Genomic DNA, 22,191 nt, shown 5'->3' on the forward strand with positions numbered 1-22,191 from the left:
AGCCGGCCGCAGTCGGGCTATTTCGTGAACCTGCGGCGCGACGACGGCCATGCGCCGGTGCGCGAGCTGCGACCGTCGAAGCCGATCGCGATCTCGTCGTCGGTCGACGTGAGCCGGCTCGTGCTGTCGACGCTGCGCTCGATCGGCACGGACGACGCGGTGCCGCTGGGCTCGCCGTATCCGGACCCGAGCCTGTTTCCGTTCGAGAAGCTGAACCGCTACGCGTACGCGGCGGGCCGCGACAAGTCGCTGTGGGGCGTGACGGACGGGCTGCCGCCCGGGCATCCGCGGCTGATCCGGCAGATCGCACGGCGCTACCTGGAAAACGGGATGTCGGTGGATCCGAACGAGATCATCGTGACGGTCGGCGCGACGGAGGCGATCAACCTGTGCCTGCAGGCCGTTGCGAAGCCCGGCGACACGATCGCGGTGGAATCGCCGACGTTCTACGCGATGCTGCACGCGATCGAGCGGATGGGGATGAAGGCGATCGAGGTTGCGACGCATCCGGAATACGGGATCGACATCGCGGCGCTGGCCGCGATTGCGAAGTCGCAGCCGATCGCCGCGTGCATGGTGATGCCGAACTTCCAGAACCCGCTCGGCTTCCAGATGCCCGACGAGCGCAAGCGCGAACTGGTCGAGTTCGCCACGAAGGCCGGGATGCCGCTGATCGAGAACGGCGTGTATAACGAACTGTATTTCGGCGATGCGCATCCGAGTTCGTTGAAGTCGTACGACCGCAGCGGGATCGTGCTGCATTGCTCGTCGTTCTCGAAGAGCCTGACGGCTGCGTACCGGATCGGCTGGGCGCTGCCGGGCCGCTATCGCGACCAGGTCGAGAAGCTGAAATTCCTGAACACGCTCGCGACGCCGTCGTTGCCGCAGCTCGCGATCGCGGAGTTTCTCGAACGCGATGGTTACGAGCATCACCTGCGGCGCTTGCGCAAGGCGTATGCGCAGCAGGCGAACCTGATGCGCGCGATGGTGTCGCGGTTCTTTCCGGAAGGCACGCGCATCTCGAGCCCGGCGGGCGGGTACGTGCTGTGGGTCGAGCTGCCTGCGCAGGTCGATGCGATGCGGCTGTACCAGCTCGCGCTGGAGCAGGGGATCACGATCGGGCCCGGCTACATGTTCTCGATCACGGACAGCTACCGGAACTTCATCCGGCTGAACTACAGCAGCCCGTGGTCGCCGGAGATCGAGCAGGCCGTGATCGCGGTCGGGAAGCTGGCCGCGGCGTGCATGCGGTGAGCGGGCGCGAGAGGTGTCTTGCGTATCGACGACGAAGCCGGCCTCGTGCCGGCTTTGTCGTTTCGGCGGCATGCGGCGGTTGACGCGCCGAAGACGTCCCTCGCGGAGTCCATCGACATCACCATCGCCGCTCGTCGTCGCGGGTCGGGCGCTCGCAATCGAGCGCCGCCATGACTGGCCTGACCGAGGTTAACCGCCCGTCACCGGCGGGAAAAACGCCACCTCGCTGTCCTCCCGCACGACGAATTCCCCCGTCACCATCTCGAGATTGACGGCCGCGCGCACGGGCCGGTCCATCCGCAGCGCTTCGGCACTGCGCGGGTCGCGTGCGGCCAGCGTGCGGCGCAGCGCGTCGACGGTGAGTTCGCGGGCATCGATCTCGACGATTTCCGCGTCGAGATCGAGTTGCTCGCGGATGCTTGCAAAGTATTTGATTGTCAGTTTCATCGCGATGTCTTAAGAGGAATCACCCGGCGGAATCGGAACACGCGCAGCGCACACGCTCAGCCCCAGCGCCGCATTGCCTGGTCGTCGTGCGCCTTCGCCTCGACCCAGCCGGATACGCCGTCGTGGCGGATCTCCTTCTTCCAGAACGGGGCGTGGGTCTTCAGGAAGTCCATCAGGAATTCGCACGCATCGAACGCGGACCCGCGATGCGCGGCGGCCACCACGACCAGCACGACCGCCTGGCCGAGCGGAATGCGCCCGACGCGATGCACGATCTTGATCGCTTCGAGCTGCCAGCGCGCGCTGGCTTCCTCGATGATGCTCCACAGGGCCTGTTCGGTCATCGTCGGATAGTGCTCGACCTCAAGCGCGACGACATCGTCGACGTCGCCTTCGTTGCGCACGACACCGAGAAAGTTCACGACCGCGCCGACATTCGGATTGCGCGCGATCGGCGCGAGCTCGGCGCCTGCGTCGATCGGCGCGTACTGCACGCGCACTTCGAAGCCGGCGGCAATCGATGGCGGCGTTTCAGTGTGCGGCTCGGTCGCGTTGTCGGGAGCGGCGCTGCCGGCGTGCAACGGATCGTCCGGCAGCCCGGCACGGGATTCGGTGAAGGTCGTCATGACGGTTCTCCTGTAGGCGGTGCGTCCTGGGTCGCGCGGCGGCCTCTCAGCCGCCGACCAGCGACATGCGCACGGTCGGATAGGTCTTGCCCGGTGCGCGGGCCGGCCGTGCGGCCCGGCGCTCGGAATAGCGGTCGTCGCGGTGCGTCCAGCGCGCGCGCACGGCGGCGGCGAGGTCGTCGGTCGACGCTGCGTCGTCGAGCCACGGCCGCAGGTCGGTGCCTTGCGTCGCGAACAGGCACGTATAAAGCTGTCCGTCGGCCGACACGCGAGCGCGCGAGCAGGTGCCGCAAAACGGATGGGACACGCTCGCGATGAAGCCGACCTCGCCCGCGCCGTCGATGTGCGCGCAACGGATCGCGGTCGCGTCGTGCGCCGGTTCGCCGACGAGCACGAGCGGATAGTGTTCGTCGATCAGTTCGCGCATCCGCGCGGCCGGCACGACCTTGTCGCCGGACCAGAAGCTCGCGCCGCCGACGTCCATGTATTCGATGAAGCGCACGGCCACGCCGGTATGCCGGAAGTGGCGCACGAGCGGCAGGATCTGGTCGTCGTTCGCGCCGCGCTCGATCACCGCGTTGACCTTGACCGGCGCGAGCCCGGCCGCCTGCGCGGCCTCGATGCCGGCCAGCACGCGCGACACGGGCATGTCGGTGTCGCTCATCCGGCGGAACACCACGTCGTCGAGCGCATCGAGGCTGACGGTCACGCGCGACAGGCCCGCGTCGCGCAGCGTGCGCGCCTTCGCGGCCAGCAGCGAGCCGTTGGTCGTCAGCGCGATTTCGACGGGCTTGCCGTCGACGGTCGTCAGCGCGGCGAGGCGTTCGATCAGCGCTTCGAGGTTGCGGCGCAGCAGCGGCTCGCCGCCCGTGATGCGGATCTTTTCGACGCCGAGCGACGTGAACGCGCGGGCGATCTTTTCCAGCTGCGAGAACGACAACCGCTCGGACGACGGCATGAATGCATAGTCGGCGCCGAAGCTTTCGCGCGGCATGCAGTAGCCGCAGCGGAAATTGCATTGATCGATCACGGACAGGCGCAGGTCGCGCAGCGGGCGGCCGAGCGTGTCGGACGTGCGGGGGAAAGCGCCGGGCGATGTGCCGCCGGAAGGTGCGGCAGCGGCCGGCGCGGCGGAAACGATGGCATTCACGATCGGTTCGTCTGCCTGCAAGAAGTAAGCGGTGGGGCGTCGCCGGTCGGCCGTGCACGTGCGGATGTGGCGGCGCACGGGGCATGACGAGCCTCTTCGTGAGGATAGTCCGCCGGGTTTTTCCGGCAGGGACACAATCGCGCCCGAATTGCAGGAATACAGTTCGCCGTAAGGCCTGCGTGGCCTGCTCGGAGAATGGCGCGGATCGGGCGGGTATTCGGCGTTGCGCTCATGCGAGCCAGTGCGCGAATTCGTAATACGGTACCGCGTCGCCGCGTGCGATGCGCCGCCCGGCCGGCAGCCGGGCAAGCCCGCTCGCCAGCACGAGCGATTGCAGCGTACCGGCGCCTTGCTGGCGCAGCGTATCGAGTACGGGCGCGCCGTCGAGGCCGACGGTGCAGTGCACGCGCACGAAGCGCTCGCGCTGCGCATCCGGTTCGAAGTCGACGTCGATCGGCAGCGACGGCACGATCGGCAGGCGGGCGTCGCGCCCCTGCAGGCGGCGGATCAGCGGCGCGACGAACAGCGCGAACGCCGTCATCGCCGCGCCTGGATTGCCGGGCAGCAGCACCACCGGCCGCGTGTCGAGCCGTGCGAATGCAACCGGCTTGCCGGGCTTCATGCGCACGCCGGCGACGATGAACGATGCGCCGAGCGCGTCCAGCGCGGGGCGCAGCAGATCCTTGTCGCCGACCGACGCGCCGCCGACGCAGATCACCAGGTCGCAGCCCGCATGCAGATCGCGCAGCGCCCGATCGACGGCGGGCGAGGTGTCGGCCGCATGCGGGCTCATCGCGACTTCGGCGCCGGTTCCCGTGACCAGCGCGGCGAGCATCGGCGCATTGCTGTTGTAAATCTGTTGCGGTGCACGCGGCTGGCCGCACGCGACGAGCTCGTCGCCGGTCGTCAGGATGCCGACGCGCAGCGCCGGACGCACGTCGACACGCGCGAACCCTTGTGCGGCGGCCACGCCGACATGCATCGCGCCCATGCGCACGCCGGCCGGCACGAGCAGGTCGCCGGCGCGCACTTCCTCGCCGCGGCGGCGGATGTGTGAACCGCTGCGCTGCGGCGTGTCGAACGCGGCCCGGCCGTCCTGCTCGTGCGCGTGCTCCTGCATCACGATGGTGTCCGCGCCGGGCGGAATCACGCTGCCGGTGAAGATGCGCGCGGCCGTGCGCGGGGCCAGCGGTGCCGGCGTGTCGCCCGCATAGCAGCGCTGCGCGACGTGCAGCGGCTCGCCCAGTGCGAGATCGGCGTGACGCACGGCGTAGCCGTCCATCGCGCTCTGGTCGGCCGGCGGCTGGTCGAGCACGGCGGTGAGCGGTGTGGCCAGCACGTGGCCGGCGGCTTCCGCGACCGGGATGGAGGTGGCGGCCTCAAGCGGCGCGAACGCGCTGGCGAAATGCTGCTGCGCGGTATCGAAATCGGTCAGGGGTTTCATCAGGGGAGAGCCGGATGGGCTGGCGCAAGCGCCGGTTGAGCGGGTTGATCGGGGTGAGCGGCGTCGGGCGACACGTACTCGACGAAGCCGTCGTTGCGGCAGAAGCCGAGCAGCCGCACGCCGGCTTCGCGGGCAACGTCGATGGCGAGCGACGTCGGCGCCGAGATCGTCGCGATCATCGGGATGCCGACCCGCGCGGCCTTGCGCACCAGTTCGTAGCTTGCGCGGCTCGACAGGAACACGAAGCCTTCGTGCAGGTTCGCGCGGCGCCGCGCGAGCCGGCCGATCAGCTTGTCGAGTGCGTTGTGGCGGCCGACGTCCTCGAACACGTCGAGCACGGCGCCGTCGCGGCCGCACCACGCGGCCGCATGGATGCCGCCCGTCTCGCGCATCAGCGTCTGGTGGGCCGGCAATGCGTGCGCGGCGCGTGCGATCGCGTCGGCGCCGATACCGGCGGCCGTGCCGGCGGCGGCGATGCGCGGCGGGTGCAGGTCGAGCTGCGCGATGCTTTCGATCCCGCATACGCCGCAGCCCGTGCGGCCGGCCAGCGCGCGCCGGTGTGCCTTCAGCGCCATGAACGCCTGCTGCGACACGGTAAGCCGCACTTCGGCGCTGCCGGGCCGGTATTCGCTTTCGATATCGAAGACGTCCGACGCGCGCTCGACGATGCCTTCGCTGAGCGCGAAGCCGAGGGCGAACACGTCGAGGTCGATCGGGGTGGCCATCATGACCGTGTGCGCAATACCGTTGAACACGAGTGCAACCGGCGTTTCGTCGACGACGCGGTCGACGGTGTCGCGCGCGTCGCCGGCGCGGTGGCGTGTCACATGGCACGCGGTGCTGCCGGTCGGGTCGTCGCGGCGGATGCAGGACTCCATGCGGTGTTCTCCAGGCGGATCGGCCGGCGGGCCGGCCGGGTCGGGCGGGTACGCCGGACCAGGGGAATCGATGCTGCCGGGCGGGCGCGGCCGAGGGGGCGCGCCGTGGCCTCGGGCAGGCGTTTCATGGGATGTTAAGGGGGATGACAGGCGCACCGGATACACAGCGCTGCAATGCAGAAAGCAGTACAGCTGACCACCCCGAAGGCACGAAATGGGGTTTCCGTACACACATCTTCGGCAGCGGAAGCAGCACAGTTTCAACGCACGTTCGAACGATTGCGAGTATCGTTGCAAACGCGATATCGTCATTCACGCTTCGATGCCATGCGATTGACTGCTTGTGTTCGCATGTGTTGTCGCCAAGCCGTCGCGCGATTTCCTGCTTCGGGCGTACGTCCTCACAACCACGAGCAAATTACGGTCATGGAAATCTTCGATGCGTTCCATCTCGCCCGATTGCAATTCGCGTTCACGGTGTCGTTCCACATCGTGTTTCCCGCGATCAGCATCGGCATGGCGAGCTTCCTGGCGGTGCTGGAATGGCGCTACCTCGTCACCGGCGACGCCGCCTACAAATCCATGTTCCAGTTCTGGTCGAAGATCTTCGCGATCGGCTTCGGGATGGGCGTGGTCTCCGGCGTCGTGATGGCGTACGAGTTCGGCACGAACTGGGCCGGCTTTTCGCGCGTCGCGGGCAACATCACGGGGCCGCTGCTCACGTATGAAGTGCTGACGGCGTTCTTCCTCGAAGCCGGCTTCCTCGGCGTGATGCTGTTCGGCTGGCAGCGCGTGAGCCCGCGCGCACACTTCTTCGCGACGCTGATGGTCGCGGTCGGCACGCTGATCTCGACGTTCTGGATCCTCGCGTCGAACAGCTTCATGCAGACGCCGCAGGGCTACAAGATCGAGAACGGCCTCGTCGTGCCGGTCGACTGGTTCAAGATCGTCTTCAACCCGTCGTTCCCGTACCGTCTCGTGCACATGACGATCGCGGCGTTCATCGTCGCGGGCTTCATCGTCGCCGCGTGCGGCGCGTGGCACCTGCTGAAGGGGCGCCGCGACGAGCCGGTGAAGCGCAGCTTCTCGATGGCGCTGTGGATGCTGCTGGTGCTCGCGCCGATCCAGATCGTCGTCGGCGACGCGCACGGGCTGAACACCCGCGAATACCAGCCGGCGAAGATCGCGGCGATCGAGGGGCTGTGGGAAACCGAGAAGGGCGGCACCGCGCTGAACCTCGTCGGCTTGCCCGACATGCAGGCGGAAACCACGCGCTATGCGATCCAGGTGCCGCACCTCGGCAGCCTGATCCTCACGCACAGCTGGGACGGCGAGATTCGCGGGCTGAAGGAATTCCCGCCGCAGGACCGTCCGTATTCACCGATCATCTTCTGGACGTTCCGGATCATGGCGGGCCTCGGGATGCTGATGCTGCTCACCGCGCTGCTCGGGCTGCTGCTGAGAAAGGGCGGGCGCCTGTATGAAACGCGCTGGTTCCAGTGGTTCGTGGTGGCGATGGGGCCGTCGGGCATCGTCGCGCTGCTGGCCGGCTGGATCACGACCGAGGTCGGGCGGCAGCCATGGACCGTGTACGGCGTGCTGCGCACCATCGATTCGGTTGCGCCGCTCAGCGCGCAGCAGGTCGGCGTGTCGCTGCTGATCTTCGTGGTCGTGTATTTCCTGGTGTTCGGAACGGGTATCTACTACATGATGAAACTGATGAAGCGCGGGCCGGCTGCCCAGGCCGGGTACATCGAGCTGCACCGGCATCCGGGGCTGCGCAAGAGCGCGCTGTCCACGCCGCTGAACGTCACCGAAGCGGAGTAAGCCATGCAAATCGATCTTCCTGTCGTGTGGGCCGCGATCATCGGCCTCGGCGTATTCATCTACGTGATGCTGGACGGCTTCGATCTCGGCATCGGCCTGCTGTTTCCGTTCTTCGATGCGAAGGCCGAGCGCCAGGTGATGCTGGACACCGTCGCGCCGGTGTGGGACGGCAACGAGACCTTCCTGGTGCTCGGCGGCGCGGGGCTCTACGGCGCGTTCCCGGTCGTGTATTCGACGCTGCTGCCGGCGAACTACCTGCCGCTGGTGCTGATGCTGGTCGGGCTGATCTTCCGCGGCGCGGCGTTCGAGCTGCGCGCGAAAGCCACCCGCACGCAACACATGTGGGATCTCGCGTTCATCGGCGGCTCGGCACTCGCCGCGCTCTGCCAGGGGATCGTGCTCGGTTCGCTGCTGCAAGGCATCAAGATCGAGCACAACCAGTTCGCGGGCGGGCCGTTCGACTGGCTGTCGCCGTTCAGCCTGCTGTGCGGGATCGGCGTGCTCGTCACGTATGCGACGCTCGGCTGCGGCTGGCTGATCCTGAAGGTCGACGGCGAACTGCAGCGCAAGATGCGGCTCCTGATGAAGCCGCTCGCGGGCGTGCTGCTCGCCGTGATGGGCGTGGTGAGCCTGTGGACCGTGATCGGGCTGCCGGCCGTCGCGCACCGCTGGTTCGGCAGCGGCAACCTCGGCTGGTTCCTGCCGGTGCCGGTCCTCGTCGTCGCGTGCGTGTGGGGCATCTTCCACACGGTGAAGCGCGAGCACGAGGCCACGCCGTTCCTGCTCACGCTCGCGCTCGTGTTCCTCGGCTACACGGGGCTCGTGATCAGCATCTGGCCGAACATCGTACCGCCGTCGCTGACGATCTGGGACGCGTCGTCGAGCCCGTCGAGCCAGAAGTTCGCGCTCGTCGGCACCGTGATCGTGCTGCCGATCATCCTCGTGTACAACGCGATGCAGTACCGCGTGTTCCGCGGCAAGGTACGCGAGGGCGACATCGGCTATCACTGAACGCCGCCCGATGTGACGGGTGCAACGGGGGCAGTGGGCGCGGGCGTATCGTCACGCGCAACGCGGCGCCCGGCCCGGCAGTCACCCGACAGCGGCCCGCCACGCGCGGGCCGTTGCGCATCGGGCGCCGGCGTGCCGTTTCGTGCATTTCCCTGGCAGTCGAGAAAACACCATGATCGTCCGACCACAACAAAACTGGCTCAGGATGCTGTTCGTCTGGAACGGCTCCGTGCTGCAATCGATCATTCCGCAGCTCGTGTTCATGGCGATCGTCAGCACGCTGGCGGTCTTCACGAACGGGCGCATCTTCGGCGAGAAGATTCCGCTCAACACTGCGCCGTTCACGCTGTTCGGGCTCGCGCTGGCGATCTTCCTCGGGTTTCGCAACAACGCGAGCTTCGAGCGCTTCAAGGAGGCTCGGCATCTGTGGGGCAACCTGCTGATCGCGGCGCGCGCCGTGACGTCGCAACTGCATCGCTACCTGCCCGACGGCGTGAGCGACGCCGAGCGCAACCGGCTCGCCGATCTGCTGATCGCGCTCGCGTATGCGCTGAAACACGAGCTGCGCCATACCGATCCGACCGCGGACCTGCAGCGCATTCTCGGGGCGGAGCGCACGGCCGCGCTCGGCGGCAAATGCTACAAGCCGGTCGCGATCCTCGACGAACTGCGCGGCGGCATCGTCCGTGCGCTGGGACGCGTGCCCGGCAGCGACGCGACCTGCTGGATGTTCGAGACGCAACTCGATGAACTCGGCAAGTCGATCGGCGGTTGCGAGCGCATCCTGTCGACACCGATCCCGTTCTCGTACAGCGTGCTGCTGCATCGCACCGTGTACGCCTATTGCGTGCTGCTGCCGTTCGGCCTCGTCGATTCGACGGAGTTCTTCACGCCGCTGATCTGCGTGTTCATCTCGTACACGCTGATCGCGCTCGAAGCGATCGCGAGCGAAGTGGCCGAACCGTTCGGCCTCGCGCCGAACGCGCTCGCGCTCGATGCGATCACGCGCACGATCGAGCGGTCCGTGCTGGAACTGGGCGACCGCCCGATGCCGGAGGAATTCGTGCCCGCGTCGACGTACCAGATCACGTAGGCAGGGGCGCGAAAGCGCGGAAGTCGCGAGTCGCGTCGGGCGCTAGAATGGCGCTTGCCTGTTCTTCGGACCTGACGCGATGACCCTCGTCGACACCTATCTCGCCGGCTTGCGCGCCGCGCTGCCCGACACCGACAACGCGGCGCTTGCCGCGGCGGCGGGCGCGACGCCCGCGCAGCTCGACGCGCTGCGCACCGCGTATCCGCAGTGCCCGGCCAGCCTGCTCGAACTGCTCGGCAAGCTCGACGGCACCTACTGGCGCGACTATGGCGGCACGACCGTCAACGTGCTGGTGCTGGGCTCCGACGTCTACGAATACCCGTATTACCTGCTGTCAGCCGAGCAGATGCTCGAGGAAGGGGCGAAGTACCGCGACAGCATCGCGGAGATCTACGGCGACGACGCGAACGACGACGGCGAACTCGTCGATCCGCGCATCGACATCGCGCTGCCGATGAGCCGGCGGCTGTGCTTCTCGCATTGCATGAACAACGGCGGCACGTCGCAGCTCTACATCGATTTCGAGCCGGCGCCGGGCGGCAAGGCCGGGCAGGTGGTGCGGTTCCTGCACGATCCCGACAGCTACGCGGTGATCGCCGACGACTTCGACGGCTACCTGCGCAAGCTGATGGACGACGATTATGCGTTTGTCATCGATTTCGACGAAGCATAGCGGCGGCGCGCTGGCGGCCGCTTCAGGAGAGATTGGAATGCGAATCTACGTGACGAGTATCTTTGTCGACGACCAGGACAACGCGTTGACGTTCTATACCGACAAGCTCGGGTTCAAGCTGAAGAACAACGTGCCGGTGGGCGGATTCCGCTGGCTGACCGTGGTGTCGAAGGACGATCCGGACGGCACCGAGCTGCTGCTCGAGCCGAGCAACCATCGCGCGGTCGGGCCTTACAAGCAGGCGCTGTACGAGGACGGCATTCCGGCGGCATCGTTTCAGGTCGACGATCTCGATGCGGAGTTCGCGCGGCTCAAGGATCTCGATGTCCACTTCACGCTGGAGCCGATGGACGCGGGGCCGGTGCGCGTCGCAGTCGTCGACGATACGTGCGGGAACCTCATTCAACTCATGCAGATGAAGTGACGTCACGCGCCGCGCGGGGCGCTCGCTCAGCGCACCGCGACCGGCGGCGCAGGGTGCATCCAGCTGCGCTGCTGCGTGCGGCGCCGGATGCGCCACCCGTATCGCCCACGAGCGGCAGGGTGATTTCGATGCAAATTGCCGTGCTCATATAGACTCGTGTGCCCTACAACGGAGTAGATGCGATGCAACTGCTTGATCACGTGTCAATCAGCGTGCCGGATATCGACCGGGCGCGTCCGTTTTACGATGCCGTCATGGCCGCGCTGGGCGCAGCCAAGGTCTATGACCGGTCGAACGCGCTCGGCTATGGCGAACGTTGCAACGCGAACGACACCGCGTCGACGTTTCTGGCGGTCTATCTGGATCCCGCTGAAGTCGGCGTGAGCAAGCGGCACTGGTGCTTCAAGGCGGCGAGCCGCGAGCAGGTGGATGCATTTTTCGAGGCCGGCCTGTCGACGGGCGGGCAGTCCGACGGTGAACCCGGCTTGAGGCCGCATTACCACGGCGACTACTACGGGGCGTTTCTCGTCGACCCGGCCGGCAATCGGGTCGAGGCAGTGTGCCACGCGTCCGTGCCGGCGCACGCATCGTGATGAAGTTGCGGTTGCATCGACGCGTGCTTGTGCACTAACCCCACCGTTTGCCGCATGCGACGCAGTGACGCCGTGCGCCGGTACGATACCGGCCGGCGCGCGGAGCGCGTTCGCACGCGCTCCGCCTGCGCCGCTCATTCGAAGTAGTTCAACCCCATCGCGCCCTTCACCTCTGCGAGCGTCGCCCCCGCCACGTCCCGCGCATGCAGCGTGCCGCGCTTCAGGATCGCCATCACTTCGGCCTTGTCGGCCTCGAATTCGCGGCGGCGCGCGCGGATCGGCTCGATCAGCGCCTGCAGCCGCTCGTTCAGCACGCGCTTGACGACGCTGTCGCCGAGCCCGCCGCGGCGGTAGTGCGCTTTCAGCTCGTCGACCTTCTGCACGTCGGGCTCGAACGCATCGAGGAACGTGAACACGACGTTGCCTTCGACCTGGCCGGGATCGCTCACGCGCAGGTGGTTCGGATCCGTATACATGTCCTTCACCGCCTGCGTGATCTCGTCCGGCGTCGAGCCGAGCGTGATCGCGTTGCCGAGCGACTTGCTCATCTTCGCCTTGCCGTCGATCCCCGGCAGCCGCGTGACCGCCGACAGCACGGCCTCGCATTCGACCAGCACGGGCTGCTCGACGGTCGCGTTGAAGCGGCGCACGAGTTCGTTGGTCTGCTCGATCATCGGCAACTGGTCGTCGCCGACCGGCACGTGCGTCGCCTTGAACGCGGTGATGTCGGCCGCCTGGCTCACCGGGTAGGTCAGGAAGCCGGCCGGGATGTCGCGCTCGAAACCGCGCAGGCGGATCTCTTCCTTGATGGTCGGATTGCGTTCGAGGCGCGCGACCGTGACGAGGTTCAGCAGGTATTGCGACAGCTCGGCGAGCTCGGGCACCTGCGACTGCACGACGATCGTCGAGATCGCCGGATCGATGCCGACGGCGAGATAGTCGAGCGCGACCTCGATCACGTTCTCGGTGACGCGCTGGCGGCGGCCCATGTTGTCGGTCAGCGCCTGCGTGTCGGCGAGCAGCAGGAATTGCTTCGCTTCGTGCTGCATTTGCACGCGCGCGCGCAGCGAGCCGATGTAGTGGCCGAGATGCAGCGGGCCGGTCGTGCGGTCGCCGGTGAGGATGGTCGGTCGGGTCGGGTGGGCCATGTTGGTCGTTGCTCCGGGTTATCGAAGCTGCCAGCCATGAGGTGTGCGCAGAAACGCAAATGCCGCCATGGCTGGCGGCATCACGTTTGGGACATGCAAAAGGAAACGGGCCGCCTGGGTCAGGCGCGCCACCAGCAATGCACGTTCGGCGAGGCAGGTTTGGTTTCCATCGCGCAAGTATAGCGCAGCGCGGGATGGACGTGCCGCGTCAGCGTATGACCGATTCCATCGCGAGGTAGGCGGTTTCGGCCGATGGCCACAGCAGGTACAGCAGGCCGGCCATCAGCAGCAGCGCGCCGGCACGCACCAGCGGCGTGCGGTCTTTCTCGCGCGAGGGGCGGGTGGGCGGCTTCGAGTTCTTCATGCTTGCTGGCGCACGAGGCGCCACTCCAACGGTTGCTGCAACGGGTCGGGTAGCGCGACGCCGGGGTGTTGCGGGTTTTACGGGGACTGGGGTGCGGTGGGGGCACCGCGTCGCATAGGCGGGACGGCAGCACGGGCCGGCCGTGCGACCTTAAAAAAGGGACAGTTGAATGCCCTTGGGCTGCCGTCTATGCCAAGGCGACGCGCATCCTACCAGTTCGACGGCGGGAGCACAGTCAAGAATTGTCGGGGTGGGGCGCAGGGAGGACGTCGAATGGCCGTGGCGCTACCCGCTTGGGAGATCGTCGACCCGATGCAGCGGGACAATCTTTCTGATCCTCCGCGAGCTTTCACCCGCACGCGCGACAGCGAGATAGAGCGGCAGCCGGCGATCGTAAGGTATCCGTCGGCCGATTGCATGAATAAACCCCGTGACGCACCTGTGATTACCCGGCGCCGGGTTTTTACGATCGTGTCGTAAATTACCGTGATTATTTCCGAAAATTGAACGGGCCGGGTTCCGCGTCCGCTTTCGGATTTTTTTGATAATTCAGCCTGCCTTGCCCTTGCGAAAATTAATCCCATCTGCTTTATTTACTCATACCAAATCAGGATAAAACGCTATCGGGGTATCACGGCTACTTTGCCAGGCATTCGTGCCTGCCGAATCGGCATCGATTCACCACGGCATCCCTGCGATCTGAAGGCGCGCCCTTTTTCAGAGGGCTTGCTACGTCTGTTGCGCGTGTCCACGCCACTCATGGAGGCGATCAGGTGACCCGCGGGCCTGCCTATGGCCCGCTGATTAACGCTTTAAAAATGCCACGCGATATTTTAATAAAAATCCGATTGAACGCGAGTTTGACGGTTTCATGAATTGCCTGCTTACGTTCAAAACCTGGCGGCCATACCGTAACGCTACCCACGAAGGAGACTGGACACATCATGAATAACGCAAATGGAGTCAGAGTTCGTCCGTCGATCGAATCGTTGCAAGTCGAATATCGGAAAGGTAACAAAAAACCGCTGGAAGACGTGATGCGCGCGTGGAAAGGCATCAAGGAATTGCCGCCGGACGATCCGAACTCGTTCTTCATGATCGGCGGCTTCCACGGCGAACCGTTCCGCGGCGCCGGCTGGGGATCGGCGTCCTACTGGGGCGGCTACTGCAACCACGGCAACGTGCTGTTCCCCACCTGGCACCGTGCTTACCTGCTGCGGCTGGAACAGGCGCTGCAGAGCATCCCCGGGTGCGAGCAGGTGATGCTGCCGTTCTGGGACGAGACCAGCGAAGAGTCGCTGACGAACGGCATTCCGTGGGCACTGACCGACCCGGATTTCGAGCTCGACGGAGAAAAGATTCCCAACCCGCTGGCCTCCTTCTCGTTCAACCGGGCGATCACCGACAACATCAACGGCGACGATCCGAACTACAGCAAGCCGCTGCCCTACGTCACGGTTCGCTACCCGCTATCGGGGCTCGTGGGCACCGAGAAGGACCGGGAGGCCACCAAAAAGCACAACGACAAGTTCCCCGACCCCACGGAGAACGTCATGTTGCTGAACCGGAACATCGTGGACTGGCTCACGTCGTACATCGTCGTGAACGGCGACGTGGTGCAGACCAACGTGAAGCGCAAGTTCGAGCAGTGCCTGGACGCGCCGAACTACACGGTGTTTTCCAATACGACATCCGCGGCGCAGTGGAACGACAATCTTCCGGACGGCGCGATTCCCGTCGTCCCGCTCGAGTCGCCGCACAACGACATTCACCTTGCCGTCGGCGGGTTCGACGTGCCGCACGGCCCGAACGCGGGTGATTTCTCGCCGATTCCGGGCGCCAACGGCGACATGGGCGAAAACGACACGGCGGGCCTCGACCCGATCTTCTATTTCCACCACTGCTTCATCGATCGCGTGTTCTGGCTGTGGCAGAAGCGGCATGGCTTCACGCAGCACCTCGACGTCGCCGCCGGGTATCCGGGCACCAACTCCGTCGATTCGCAGGGGCCGACGCCGGGCACCGTGCCGAACTCGTGGCTCACGCTCGAATCGCCGCTCGATCCGTTCAAGAAGAGCGAGAACGGCAAGGAGCGCGCCTATACGTCGCTCGACTGCATCAACATCGAGGAGCAGCTCGGCTACACGTACGGCCCCGGTTCGCTGGAAAACCTGCCGACACTCTCGCTGGCAGCGTCAACGGTGCCGGCCGGCAACAGCAGCAAGGTCGTGCGCGTCTCCGGGCTGAATCGCGCGCCGATTGCCGGGTCGTTCCTCGTGTCCGCATACGTCAACGTGGACGGCGAGCGGCACCTGTTCGGCACGGCGTCCGTGCTGAGCCGCTGGAGCGTGCAGTCCTGCGCGAACTGCCAGACGCACCTCGAAGTGAAGGCGTTCTTTCCGCTGAACCAGTTCGCGGAAAGCGCGGTGCAGGATGCGCAGTACGAGGTCGAGATCCATACGCGTGAAGGCGTGCGCCTGCAGACGCAACCCGCTTCACCCCCCGCATCTCAAGCCGTCGCCGGCGCGGTTCCGCAAGCCGCACCGAAACTGTTCCGGCTCGAGGTCCGGTAACCACGGCGCGTGACGACCCGGCGCCATTGCCTGGCGCCGGTTCGGTTCGGCACTTCGACAACGTGGACCTGAAGAGGAGACGCGGGCATGAGCTACGCACCCGAAACCGGCAGCCTGGTGGGCCTGTGGACCTATCGCAGTTTCCTGAACGATCCCGACCCGGCCACCGCATTCAATGATCTTGAATTCGGCCTCGGCACGATCGAGATCGCGCAGGCGCCGGCGGGCATTTTCAAGGGGCGCATTTTTGGCCCGGGGTGGGAGCTGCAACTCAACGGCTGGATCAGCTACGGGAATCCCGGCACCGTGCGATTCCAGGGGCGCGGCGTGGTCAGCGGCGAGGAATGGGTATACGACTATGTCGGGTACGTGAGCGCGCCCTGGCCCAATGGCATCGATCAGCGTCCGGCGCTGACCGGTTCGATCGTCCGGACGGTTCCGCATGCGAGCGGCAGCGGCGGCGTTGCGCCGGCCGGCGTGGTGTGCTCGTGGTATGCGGTCATGAGAGATCCCGCCTGAGCGGCCATGACTCCCCCGACTGCACCGCCGGCCGACACGGCCAGGCGTCCGGCGAGGGTGACGGACGCGATGCGCGCAGGCGCCGGGATCGGGCCTGCGCGTACTGCCGTGCTTTCGATATCCGGGCGCGTGCGCGGCGGGATGGCGTTCGCGTTCTTCGGTTTCCTGACCTGCGACTTGCCGACCAGGCTGCATGGCGCCCCTTCCAGCTGGACATGGAATGGCATCGGTGCGCTTGCCTGCGGCATCGCCGGCTATGCGACGAGAAGCGGGGCGCCCGGCAGGTGTGCGCGTCGGTCGATGCTCGGGTGCATGGCCGCCATTTGCGCGGGATTGACGCTCGATGCAATGCGCTCCCCGCTCGATGCCATTCTCAACATCTGCGGTGGAACGCTCGATGCCGGCGCCATGTGGAATACGCTCGTGCTCCACCTCCAATGGTTTCCGATGTCGATGCTGGCCATGCTGGCGCTGTTGATCCTGCGCGAGGCTGACCGCAAGGACCCGCATCGACGCAGCACGGCACGCGTGCCTGTTCGGGCTCCGGTTCGGGTCGCGCTCGAATTTGCGGCGATGTTGGTCGTCATGGCGCTCGGCATGACCGCGATCAAGGCATTGGCGTTCAGCCTGGGGCTGCGTTGGGACACGAGCGGCGTCGCTTTTGCGATGCTCGTCAGCATGCTGGCGTTCTACGCACTGAGCGATCGGGCTGCGCTCGCAGAGGTGTCGTTGAAAGACCGCTTACGAAATAAAAACCGCCAGATTACTTAGGATGACATAAATCGAAGACGTGCGGCCGGATCGCCTCCAGACGATCCGCACGGCCGGCGAGGCGCGCACCGATTCCGGACGAGTTCGCGCACCTGCGCAGCCATATCGACCTGTCGAAGCCGGTGTTTACGGCCCGCGTTTCCGTAACGTGAGCTCGCCGGCGTCGGCACGACGCACGGCGCGGATCGTGCGTGCCGTGCCAGCGGGCGGGGCTCGCCATCCGGGCAGCGGGGAAGGCGGGCGCCCGCCGTGGTCGCCGGCCGGCGCCGCCAGTCCCCCCACGCCCAGCTTTTTGCTCATCAACAACGACAAAAATCATCATTTCGCCTCCGGCGGTGTCTCAGCAGAATGTCTCCATTCCAGCTCACGCGACGGCACGCGCGTCGCACTGAGCCGCACTTCAGAAGGAGACAGCCGTGGCAGTCGAAACAACCTCAATCGATACGCTCGTCGTCGGCGCCGGTCAGGCCGGTGTGGCCATGAGCGAGCACCTGGGCAAGCTGGGCGTACCGCATCTCGTGCTGGAGCGCAGCCGCATCGCCGAACGCTGGCGCACGGGGCGCTGGGATTCGCTGGTCGCGAACGGCCCCGCGTGGCACGACCGCTTTCCCGGGCTCGAATTCGACGGCCTCGATCCTGACGCGTTCGCATCGAAAGACCAGGTCGCGGACTACTTCGAAGCGTATGCGCGCAAGTTCAACGCGCCGATCCGCACCGGCGTCGAGGTGAAGCAGGTTGTGCGCAATACGGGCAAGCCCGGTTTCGTCGTCGAGACCTCCGACGGCACGATCGAGGCGAACCGCGTGGTCGTGGCGACGGGGCCGTTCCAGCGCCCGGTGATTCCGCCGATCGCGCCGGACGACGCGCGTCTCATGCAAATCCATTCCGCCGACTATCGCAATCCGGGCCAGCTTCCGGACGGCGCGGTGCTGGTGGTCGGCGCGGGTTCGTCGGGCGTGCAGATCGCCGACGAACTGCAGCGCGCGGGCCGGCAGGTCTACCTGTCGGTCGGCCCGCACGATCGCCCGCCGCGTGCGTATCGCGGCCGCGACTTCTGCTGGTGGCTCGGCGTGCTCGGCGAATGGGACAAGGAGGTCGCGACGCCCGGCCGCGAACACGTGACGATCGCGGTGAGCGGCGCGCGCGGCGGCCATACGGTGGATTTCCGCAAGCTTGCGAACCAGGGCGTGACGCTCGTCGGGCTGACGAAGTCGTTCGACGGCGGCGTGGCCGTGTTCGAACGCGATCTCGCGATCAATCTCGCGCGCGGCGACGAGAACTACCTGTCGCTGCTCGACGCGGCCGACGCCTATGCGGCACGCAACGGCCTCGACCTGCCGGAAGAGCCGGAAGCCCGCTACATCCTGCCGAACCCCGACTGCGTCGCGCACCCGATCCTCGCGCTCGACCTCGCCGGCGCGGGCGTCACGTCGATCATCTGGGCGACGGGCTACGCGGTGGACTACGGCTGGCTGAAGGTCGACGCGTTCGCCGGCAACGGCAAGCCGCAGCACCAGCGCGGCGTGTCGAAGGAGCCGGGCATCTATTTTCTCGGGCTGCCGTGGCTGTCGCGGCGCGGCTCCAGCTTCATCTGGGGCGTGTGGCACGACGCGCGGCACATCGCCGATCACATCGCGACGCAGCGCACCTACCTCGATTACCACGACGCATCGCAGCGCCGCTCGACATCGCGCCCGGAGCAGGGCGGCGCCGCGGCGCACGCCGACGCGCAGCCGCTTGCCGACGCGGTGAACTGACCGAACCCGTGCCGCCGGCCGCACCGCGTTCGCGTCCGGTGCGGCGGCGAGACCCCTGACGACCGAAGGATTTCGATGAGCCAACCCACCCATACCCGTATCCGCATGTTCAACACCAAGGATACCTACCCGAACCAGACGCTGGACAACGACCTGTGCCAGGCCGTGCGGGCCGGCAACACCGTCTACGTGCGCGGCCAGGTCGGCACGGATTTCGACGGCAACCTGATCGGCCTCGGCGATCCGCGCGCGCAGGCCGAGCAGGCGATGAAGAATGTCAGGCAGCTGCTGGAGGAAGCCGGCAGCGACCTCACGCACATCGTGAAGACGACGACCTACCTGATCGACCCGCGTTATCGCGAGCCCGTGTACCAGGAAGTCGGCAAGTGGCTGAAGGGCGTGTATCCGATTTCGACGGGGCTCGTCGTGTCCGCGCTCGGCCAGCCGCAGTGGCTGATGGAGATCGACGTGATCGCGGTGATCCCGGACAACTGGCAGCCGAACCGCGCGCAGGAGGCAACATGACTTTCTCCATCGTCGGGCGTTGCCCGGAGACGGGCCAGCTCGGGATCGCGATCAGCTCGTCGAGCATCGCGGTGGGCGCGCGCTGCCCATGGGTGCGCGCGGGCGTCGGCGCCGTCGCGACGCAGAACATCACGCTGCCGGCGCTCGGCCCGCAGATCCTCGACCTGATCGAGCACGAGCTGCTCGCGCCCGCCGCGGCGCTCGACCGCGCGCTCAGCGCGAACGGCTGGAGCCAGTACCGGCAGGTCACGGTGATCGACGGGCAGGGGCAGACGGCATGCTTCACCGGCAAGGAAGCACTGGGCACGCATCACGCGGTGCAGGGCGAGCAATGCGTGGCGGCCGGGAACCTGCTGGCTGCGCCGGCCGTGATCGACGCGATGGCGCGTGCATTCGAACAGGCGCCGGGCCTGCTCGCCGATCGCCTGCTGGCCGCGATGCATGCGGCGATGGCGGCCGGCGGCGAGGCGGGGCCGGTGCATTCGGCCGCGCTGAAGGTGGCCGGCGACGTGACCTGGCCGATCGTCGACCTGCGCGTCGACTGGGCCGATGCCGATCCGATCGGGCAGCTCGATGCGCTGTGGCAGGCTTATCGCCCGCAGATGCAGGACTACCAGACGCGTGCGCTGAACCCGACCGCCGCGCCGAGCTACGGAGTGCCGGGCGATGAATGACACGTCGAGCCGCACGCTGCTCGAACGGCTGATCGGTTTCGCGACGGTCAGCCGGGATTCGAACCTCGAGATGATCGGTTTCATCCGCGACTATCTTGCGGGTTTCGGCGTCGAGAGCGACCTGTTCTACAACGCGGAGCGCACGAAGGCGAGCCTGTACGCGACGATCGGGCCGCGCGATCGCGGCGGCATCGCGCTGTCGGGCCATACCGACGTGGTGCCGGTCGACGGGCAGGCGTGGACGGTCGAGCCGTTCCGGCTGACCGAGCGCGACGGCCGACTGTACGGCCGCGGCACGGCCGACATGAAGGGCTTCATCGCGTCGGTGCTCGCGGCCGTTCCGGCATTCGTCGCGCGGCCGCTGAGCATGCCCGTGCATCTTGCGTTCTCGTACGACGAGGAAGTCGGCTGCGTTGGCGTGCGGCCGATGCTCGACGCACTGGCCGCGCGCGCGCACCGGCCGCGCCTGTGCCTGATCGGCGAGCCGACCGAGCTGAAGCCGGTGCTCGGTCACAAGGGCAAGCTCGCGATGCGCTGCCACGTGAAGGGCGCCGCGTGCCACTCCGCGTATGCACCGTCGGGCGTCAACGCGATCGACTATGCGGCGAAGCTGATCGGCCGGCTCGGCGAGATCGGCGCGGCGCTCGCGCGGCCCGAACGGCACGACGTACGATTCGATCCGCCGTTCTCGACCGTGCAGACCGGGCTGATCAAGGGCGGCCGCGCGCTGAACATCGTGCCGGCCGAATGCGAGTTCGATTTCGAGGTGCGCGCGTTGCCGGATTTCGACGCGCACGACGTGCCGAGGAAGCTGCAGGACTATGCGGAATCCGAACTATTGCCGCAGATGCGCGCGGTGCAGCCCGATACCGACATCCGGTTGCAGCCGCTGGGCGCGTATCCGGGGCTCGCGACCGCGCCGGATAGCGAGGCCGCGCGCCTGCTCGCGATGCTGAGCGGCTCCGATGCATTCGGTACGGTGGCGTTCGGCACCGAGGGCGGGCTGTTCGGGCAGGCCGGCATTCCGACCGTGGTGTGCGGGCCCGGCAGCATGGACCAGGGGCACAAGCCCGACGAGTTCGTCACGCTCGACCAACTGCTTGGATGCGACGCGATGCTGGGCCGGCTGGCCGCGCATCTTTCCGCGGCGGCCTGACACCGCCGCCGACACGTACGCACTGCCTTTCGCGGTGCGTGCGTGTTGCCGTTCCCTATCGTGCCGTCTCCACGACGATCTGCGCGAGCCGCTCGCGGCAGAAGTCGACGAACGACTGCGCCTGCTTCGTCAGTTGCCCGCGCTTCAGCCGTGCGCTCACGAGCCCCGACGGGCTCACCGTTTCGCTGAGGCCGATCGTCACGACGCGCTGGCCGTCGTACGTGTATTCGGAATGGGGGCGCGTGACGAGCAGCGAGAAGCCGAACCCCTGGCCGACCATCCCGCGCACCATCTCGATCGAAGGCGACCCGAACACGATGTTCGGCGTCAGCCCGAGTTCGTGAAAGAGGCTGACGAAATACGTGCGGCTCGGCTGCACGTCGAGCAGGATCATCGGCTCGACGCAGAGGTCGCGCAATGACACGTGCGTCTGGCCCGCGAAGCGGTGGTGCTCCGGCAGCAGCACGTACGGCTGCTGCGGCGGCATCAGCGGCTCGGTCTCGATCGTGCCGTCGAGATCGTGGTCGTACATGAGCGCAAGATCGAACGTGCCGGACGTCAGGCCCTGCACGAGCTCCTGCTGGTCGCCGTCGCGCAGCCGGATGTTGACGCCCGGGTAGCGCTCGCGAAAGCCCGCGATCAGTTGCGGCAGATAGAGCGGCGCGACCGTCTCGAAGCAGCCGATGTCGATCTGCCCGGTGATCACGTCGTTGTCGGCGAGCGCGTTCTGTTCGAATTCGTGCGCGATGCGCAGCAGCTCCTGCGCTTTCCGGTAGAAGCGCGTGCCGCTCGGCGTCAGCGACACGCCCTGCGCGTGATGGCGGATGAACAGCTTCACGCCGAAGCTTTCCTCCAGGCCCTTGATCGCACTGGAGATCGACGGCTGCGCGATGAAGAGCTGGCGCGACGCCTCGGCGACGCTGCCGGATTCCACCGTCGTCACGAAGTACTTCAGTTGCCGCAAAGTGTAGTGAGCCACAAGCACCTCTGATGCACGGCCCCGGCGTGCCGCCGCGGGCGCAATCTGTCCATGGTTGTGCGTAGCACCTTACCTGAAAGACCGCCGGTGCCGGCATTTCCGCTGCAGAGCTTTTTCGTATGTCCCGGAAATATTTTTAGTATTTTCCGGTCCCGATGCGCGTGGCGCACCATCGTCTCCAACCTGGATCACGAAGCATACGAAGCGGCCGCGCCCGCGCCGGCGGGACATGTCATCCGTCCCCGCATGCGCATCGTCCGCTTCGTTCGGCACCGCTGCGCGTGCACGCGGCGCGTCGCCGCTCG

22 protein-coding genes are annotated in these 22,191 nt (G+C 66.7%); 14 read left to right on the forward strand and 8 right to left on the reverse strand.

The features are described 5' to 3' along the window. A partial coding sequence (locus B7G54_RS36390; RefSeq protein ID WP_085043503.1) for an aminotransferase-like domain-containing protein occupies positions 1–1,254 on the forward strand: 1,254 nt, incomplete at its 5' end. Between the two features lie 189 nt (positions 1,255–1,443). On the opposite strand, the gene moaD is transcribed toward B7G54_RS36390, so the two are convergent. The 5 genes from moaD to fdhD all read right to left on the reverse strand — a co-directional run bounded on the left by moaD (position 1,444) and on the right by fdhD (position 5,799). Then, positions 1,444–1,701 carry a molybdopterin converting factor subunit 1 gene (moaD, locus tag B7G54_RS36395; RefSeq protein WP_085043504.1) on the reverse strand — a complete coding sequence of 86 codons (258 nt, stop codon included), beginning with the start codon at positions 1,699–1,701 and terminating at the stop codon, positions 1,444–1,446. Between the two features lie 56 nt (positions 1,702–1,757). Next, the gene (locus tag B7G54_RS36400) at positions 1,758–2,327 is read right to left on the reverse strand and encodes a molybdenum cofactor biosynthesis protein MoaE (RefSeq protein WP_085043505.1); all 570 of its coding nucleotides are present in this window, start codon (positions 2,325–2,327) and stop codon (positions 1,758–1,760) included. Positions 2,328–2,373: 46 nt separating this feature from the next. Then, on the reverse strand, positions 2,374–3,498 hold the full coding sequence (moaA, locus tag B7G54_RS36405) for a GTP 3',8-cyclase MoaA (RefSeq protein WP_085043506.1): 1,125 nt from the start codon (positions 3,496–3,498) through the stop codon (positions 2,374–2,376). Between the two features lie 208 nt (positions 3,499–3,706). Continuing rightward, positions 3,707–4,921: a molybdopterin molybdotransferase MoeA gene (locus B7G54_RS36415; RefSeq protein WP_085043508.1), complete on the reverse strand. Its 1,215-nt coding sequence runs from the start codon at positions 4,919–4,921 to the stop codon at positions 3,707–3,709. Further along, positions 4,921–5,799 (reverse strand): formate dehydrogenase accessory sulfurtransferase FdhD, encoded by an 879-nt coding sequence (gene fdhD, locus B7G54_RS36420; RefSeq protein WP_085043509.1) that lies wholly within the window; start codon positions 5,797–5,799, stop codon positions 4,921–4,923. Before fdhD ends, B7G54_RS36415 begins: the two co-directional genes overlap by 1 nt. A 426-nt stretch (positions 5,800–6,225) precedes the next feature. Here fdhD and B7G54_RS36430 point away from each other — a divergent pair, with 426 nt between their 5' ends. The 6 genes from B7G54_RS36430 (at position 6,226) to B7G54_RS36455 (ending at position 11,420) form a co-directional block, all read left to right on the forward strand. After that, entirely contained in the window at positions 6,226–7,626 is a 1,401-nt protein-coding gene (locus B7G54_RS36430; RefSeq protein ID WP_085043510.1) for a cytochrome ubiquinol oxidase subunit I, read from the forward strand. Between the two features lie 3 nt (positions 7,627–7,629). Further along, positions 7,630–8,637, forward strand: coding sequence for a cytochrome d ubiquinol oxidase subunit II (gene cydB, locus B7G54_RS36435; RefSeq protein ID WP_085043511.1), 1,008 nt, complete (start codon positions 7,630–7,632; stop codon positions 8,635–8,637). 172 nt (positions 8,638–8,809) lie between these two features. Beyond that, on the forward strand, positions 8,810–9,730 hold the full coding sequence (locus B7G54_RS36440) for a bestrophin family protein (protein ID WP_085043512.1): 921 nt from the start codon (positions 8,810–8,812) through the stop codon (positions 9,728–9,730). A 79-nt stretch (positions 9,731–9,809) separates the two neighbouring features. After that, entirely contained in the window at positions 9,810–10,403 is a 594-nt protein-coding gene (locus tag B7G54_RS36445; RefSeq protein WP_085043513.1) for an SMI1/KNR4 family protein, read from the forward strand. A gap of 37 nt (positions 10,404–10,440) precedes the next feature. Next, positions 10,441–10,827 (forward strand): VOC family protein, encoded by a 387-nt coding sequence (locus B7G54_RS36450; RefSeq protein WP_085043514.1) that lies wholly within the window; start codon positions 10,441–10,443, stop codon positions 10,825–10,827. A gap of 182 nt (positions 10,828–11,009) precedes the next feature. Next, complete coding sequence (locus B7G54_RS36455) at positions 11,010–11,420, forward strand: VOC family protein (protein ID WP_085043515.1); 411 nt, start codon at positions 11,010–11,012, stop codon at positions 11,418–11,420. A 134-nt stretch (positions 11,421–11,554) separates the two neighbouring features. Here the strand turns inward: B7G54_RS36455 and trpS are convergent, their stop codons facing one another. Next, positions 11,555–12,568, reverse strand: a complete 1,014-nt coding sequence (gene trpS / locus B7G54_RS36460) for a tryptophan--tRNA ligase (RefSeq protein WP_085043516.1) — start codon at positions 12,566–12,568, stop codon at positions 11,555–11,557. 208 nt (positions 12,569–12,776) lie between these two features. After that, positions 12,777–12,932 (reverse strand): hypothetical protein, encoded by a 156-nt coding sequence (locus B7G54_RS39260; protein WP_165765660.1) that lies wholly within the window; start codon positions 12,930–12,932, stop codon positions 12,777–12,779. 944 nt (positions 12,933–13,876) lie between these two features. Here B7G54_RS39260 and B7G54_RS36465 point away from each other — a divergent pair. The 7 genes from B7G54_RS36465 to argE all read left to right on the forward strand — a co-directional run bounded on the left by B7G54_RS36465 (position 13,877) and on the right by argE (position 20,907). Continuing rightward, entirely contained in the window at positions 13,877–15,505 is a 1,629-nt protein-coding gene (locus tag B7G54_RS36465) for a tyrosinase family protein (protein ID WP_085043517.1), read from the forward strand. 87 nt (positions 15,506–15,592) lie between these two features. Beyond that, positions 15,593–16,024, forward strand: coding sequence for a hypothetical protein (locus tag B7G54_RS36470; protein WP_085043518.1), 432 nt, complete (start codon positions 15,593–15,595; stop codon positions 16,022–16,024). Between the two features lie 6 nt (positions 16,025–16,030). Then, positions 16,031–16,795 (forward strand): hypothetical protein, encoded by a 765-nt coding sequence (locus tag B7G54_RS36475; protein ID WP_133059263.1) that lies wholly within the window; start codon positions 16,031–16,033, stop codon positions 16,793–16,795. 416 nt (positions 16,796–17,211) lie between these two features. Further along, entirely contained in the window at positions 17,212–18,552 is a 1,341-nt protein-coding gene (locus B7G54_RS36480) for a flavin-containing monooxygenase (protein WP_085043520.1), read from the forward strand. A gap of 75 nt (positions 18,553–18,627) precedes the next feature. Beyond that, positions 18,628–19,077 (forward strand): RidA family protein, encoded by a 450-nt coding sequence (locus tag B7G54_RS36485; RefSeq protein WP_085043521.1) that lies wholly within the window; start codon positions 18,628–18,630, stop codon positions 19,075–19,077. After that, positions 19,074–19,751, forward strand: coding sequence for a DUF1028 domain-containing protein (locus tag B7G54_RS36490; RefSeq protein WP_085043522.1), 678 nt, complete (start codon positions 19,074–19,076; stop codon positions 19,749–19,751). Before B7G54_RS36485 ends, B7G54_RS36490 begins: the two co-directional genes overlap by 4 nt. Continuing rightward, positions 19,744–20,907, forward strand: a complete 1,164-nt coding sequence (argE, locus tag B7G54_RS36495; protein ID WP_085043523.1) for an acetylornithine deacetylase — start codon at positions 19,744–19,746, stop codon at positions 20,905–20,907. Before B7G54_RS36490 ends, argE begins: the two co-directional genes overlap by 8 nt. 55 nt (positions 20,908–20,962) lie before the next feature. Here argE and B7G54_RS36500 read toward each other — a convergent pair whose 3' ends face one another. Next, positions 20,963–21,886: a LysR substrate-binding domain-containing protein gene (locus B7G54_RS36500; protein ID WP_085043524.1), complete on the reverse strand. Its 924-nt coding sequence runs from the start codon at positions 21,884–21,886 to the stop codon at positions 20,963–20,965. Positions 21,887–22,191 lie beyond the last annotated feature (305 nt).

It is taken from the genome of Burkholderia puraquae, from assembly GCF_002099195.1.
Taxonomy (GTDB): Bacteria; Pseudomonadota; Gammaproteobacteria; order Burkholderiales; family Burkholderiaceae; genus Burkholderia; species Burkholderia puraquae.